The following is a 3874-nucleotide window of genomic DNA, read 5'->3' as shown; positions in this document are numbered from 1 at the left end:
TCCCCGTGACACGAGCGGCTGGGGACTGCGGTCTATCCGAGCTGTGCCGGGTCCTCAGATCTGGGTGAGTGCCCAGAACCCCACGGCGTAGCAGGCCAGGGCCAGCAGCAGGAGGGGGATCGCCACCTTTGCGGGTGGGCCGCTGCGGCGTGCTCGCGAAAGTGACGGGGCGGGGGATGGAACCTGAGGGCTCTGAGCGGTGTACGAAGCAGTAGAGGGATCAGCTTGGGGCTGGTGCCGGACTGGTGTCGGGGTCTGCGCGGGGAAGCGTGGGGCGTGGGGTTGGGCGGAGGGCAGGACATGAGTGGGGGGTGTGGGGTCGTGGGAGGAGACGTAGGCGGAGTGGGCCGGGGCGGGCTGGTACGGCTGTGCCTGCGCCTGCGGGTGGTAGTGATGCGGTTGTGCCTGGCGCTCCGGTGGGATGGAGGGCTGGGAGCCGGAGTCTGCGGGCCGGGGTGGTGGCAGATGGAAGCTGCCGGTGTCCGATACCGCGGGCGGCTGGGTGGGGGCGGGCGGGGTGTGGTGCATGGGCCAGCGTGTTTCGGAGCCCGCTCCGGGGGCGGTGGCCGGGAAGGACGCGTCGGTGCCTCCCGCGCCGGTGTTGGGGTGAGCGGCCGGGGCGTGGGTGCCTGGGGAGAACAGGGGGCCCGCCTCGTCGGCCCAGGGCGGCTGGTTGGCGGGTTCGGACCATGGCGCCTGGTTCGATTCCCTGGGCCAGGACGTCGAATTCGCCTCACTCCGCCAGGGCGGCGTGTGTCCTTCGACAGGCGGAGATACGGGACTGCTCTGTCGAGCATGCCGGGCGGCCTTGCTGCCTTCGCTGAGCCAGGGCGCGGCGTTACTTTGCCCGGGCTGGGGAGGTTCGCTTCTCTCACTGGGCCGGGGCGACTCGCTGTCCTCGGGTCGGAGGGCTGCTTCGTTGCCTTCGCCGGGCCAGTAGGGGACCCCGCTCGCTTCCCCGGGCTGGGAGGAGACTGGCCCATTCCCGTCGCCGGGCCGGAAGGGGGCCCCGTCCGCTTCACCGGGCTGGGAGCCCACCCCGTTTCCCTCACCGAACCAGGAGGACGCTCCACCGCCCCCATTGGCCGCGCCGGGCCGAGAAGTCATGCCGTGGCCCTGACCCGGCCAGGACGACGCCCCGTCCACCTCACCGGCACCGGAGGCAACGTCGGCATCAGCACTGAATCCAACACCGGCACCAGAGCCGGCTCCCGGCCCAGCACCAGCGCTGGGTCCAGCAGAAGCACCGGAGCCGACACCGGCGCCCGGTCCAGTGCCGGCGCCCGGCTGAACACCGGCGTTCGGTCCAGCACCGGCGCCCGATCCCGTACCGGCGGCTCCCGGCCCAGCACCGGCCCCACGCCAGTCAGCCGCCCCGTCCCCTCCGCCGACGGCAAAAGCCCCCGAGCTTCCTCCGCCCCGGGAAGGCGCACCGCTCCCTCCGTCGGCGCCGGAGGGCACCCCGCCTCCTCCACTTCCGGAGGGCACCCCGCCTCCTCCACCCCCGGAGGGCACCCCGCTCCCCCCGGCGCCCCAAAACGACCCCCCGCTTCCATCACCGGTCCCGAAGCGTGGATCTCCCCCCGCCCCGGAGGCCCCGTTCCGTGTCCTGCTCGGGTCCACGCCCGGGGCTCGCTTGAGGGGGCCTTCCGGGCCGAACCCGGGAGGCAGGGGGCCGAGTTGGTCGAAGATTTCGATGGTCTCGTCGTCGGGGCCGGGCTCCGGGAGGAGTTCTCTGGCGGCGGCGAGGGCTTTGCGGGCCCCCGTGGCGGTGCGGAAGCGGGCCTGGGGATCGGGCTGGAGGAGCGAGGCCACGACCTGCCAGAGCGGTTCGGGGACGCTCTGCGGCGCTCCGGGGGTGCCATGGGCGGCGAAGTACTCGATGAGTGCCTTGGCGTCGGGCTTGGCGCCCTCCAGGAGGTACAGCGCGACCAGACCGACGGCGAACAGGTCGGCGGGGAAGTCCGGTTCCGCGCCCATCATCTGCTCGGGGGCGAGATAGCCGGGCGTGCCCACGACGAGGTTGGTCTCGGTCAGGCGTGGTTCGCCCAGCCGCATGGCGATGCCGAAGTCGGACAGCCGCAGTCGTGGGCGGGCGGTGCCGGTGGCTTCGAGCAGGATGTTGGCGGGCTTGATGTCACGGTGCACGACACCTTCCGCGTGCACCGCGGCCAGCCCCGCCAGGAGTTGGTCGAGCAGGGTGCAGACGAACACCGGTGGCAGGGGTCCGTAGTCCCCGACCAGATGGACCAGCGAACCGCCGGCGACCAGGTCCATGGTGAACAGGACCTTGTCGTCGTCGGCGGCCCAGCTGGCGGGCGCGAGGACATGGGGGTGATCGATCCGCAGGGCCTGTTCGCGGACGAAGCGCAGCAGGGAGTGCGCGTCGCTCTGCAGCAGGACCTTGGCGGCCACATAGCGGCGGCGCCGGTGGTCCCAGGCACGCCAGACGGCGCCGACGCCTCCGCGTCCGATCGGATCGGCCAGTTCGTACCGGCCGGCGAACACCTCACCCATGACTGCGCGTCGCTCCTCCCCCTGCGGTTACCCCCCTTGCTTCCCCCTTGATGAGCGATACGACCCCTCGTGGCCTCCCGGATGAGAGATACGGCCCCGTGTTCCTCGTCTCCTCGGCGGCTGACACACCCCCGTGTGTCAGCCCCCGGCGGGAAGCGCGACCCCCTCGCGCTCCTCCGTGCTGCCTGCACATCCACGACCCGGCTGCCGAACCCCCTCCGGCCACCGGGCGGACGGCTCAGTTCTGGTGGGACTGGTAGTGCGTGACCGCGTCGGAGGTGCGGCCGGCGCCGTAGACCCGGAGGAACTCTGCCAGTTCCGGGTGGGTCGGGGCGAGGGTGTCCGCCGCGTCGATGATGTCTCCGGCGGCGGCCACCGAGCGCAGCAGCGACTGGATCTCGCGGACGACCCGCTTGACCGTCGGCGCTCCCGAACTGCTCGTCGTGGTCGTGGTGTTGCTGAGCACCGAGCCCCCCTGCGACTTCTTGATCTCGTCCATGCGCTCGGTCGCCTCGGCCGCGCTCACGCTGCCGTCCGCGACCTGCCCCGCCAGGTCCTGCAGCAACTGCACCCGCTGGACCACGGCGGGATTACCGATCTTCGCCCGCTGACCGCTCATCAGCTGAGACAGCATCGGAGCCGACAGCCCCAGTACCCCCGCGAGACGAGCCTGGTTGAGGCCCAGGTCGTCTATGAGCTTACGGAAGAGCGCCCCCAGCGGCTCCCCATACCAGTTCCGCTGCAGTTCCCGCGCTCTTGCGGTCGCTTCCTGCTGTGCGGCGTCCATGTGCGTCTCCCCATCGCTTCCCCAAAAAACCGTGGTTCGCGACAGCGAACCACGCCGAGCATCTTACGGAGAGTGGTCGTTCGCGGGGACCCCCAATCTTTTTGCGGAATACCCGGGGTGACCCGGTACTCTGGTCTGCGACGCCCACCGGTAAGTGGTTTTTCCGGCGGACGTCTCTCTTCCCGGGGCCTTAGCTCAGTTGGTAGAGCGCTGTCTTTGCATGGCAGATGTCAGGGGTTCGACTCCCCTAGGCTCCACTTCAGGAGACCCCTCCGACCTGCGGATACGCGGGCGGAGGGGTTTTTCGTGTGCCACCGACGCCTGGGCCGCTGTCCGCACCGAGAACGCGGTACCGCCGACCCGCTCACCACCCGCCCGCAGGACGCAGGCCACGTGGCTGACGCCGCGTACCAGGGGCCCCGCGGTGCCTCCTCCGGGACTATGGCGACTCCATCACCGAGGGGCTCGGCGACCCGGGATGCTCTCGTCATCGTCGAGCCCCGCGCCGTCCCACTCAGCAGCCCCAACTTCCACAACTCGGTGGTGATCCGGAATCCGCCGGGCCGCACC

Annotated in this window: 1 protein-coding gene, 1 tRNA gene and 1 pseudogene; 1 reads left to right on the top strand and 2 read right to left on the bottom strand. The window is 71.1% G+C overall.

Annotated elements, in window-relative coordinates; all coding sequences use genetic code 11:
* Positions 1 to 1620 precede the first annotated feature (1620 nt).
* Both JF597_RS48430 and JF597_RS48425 read right to left on the bottom strand, forming a co-directional pair.
* A pseudogene (locus tag JF597_RS48430) lies at positions 1621 to 2517 on the bottom strand (serine/threonine-protein kinase); the annotation flags it as partial.
* A 238-nt stretch (positions 2518 to 2755) separates the two neighbouring features.
* Complete coding sequence (locus JF597_RS48425) at positions 2756 to 3304, bottom strand: DNA-binding protein (RefSeq protein ID WP_031036313.1); 549 nt, start codon at positions 3302 to 3304, stop codon at positions 2756 to 2758.
* 184 nt (positions 3305 to 3488) lie between these two features.
* Between JF597_RS48425 and JF597_RS48420 the strand changes: the two genes are divergently transcribed.
* Positions 3489 to 3561, top strand: a tRNA-Ala gene (locus JF597_RS48420).
* Positions 3562 to 3874: the final 313 nt, after the last annotated feature.

This window comes from Streptomyces sp. (genome assembly GCF_019510245.1).
GTDB lineage: Bacteria > Actinomycetota > Actinomycetes > Streptomycetales > Streptomycetaceae > Streptomyces.
The sequence above is the reverse complement of the archived record's forward strand: the minus strand, read 5'-3'. Positions and strand labels throughout refer to the sequence as shown.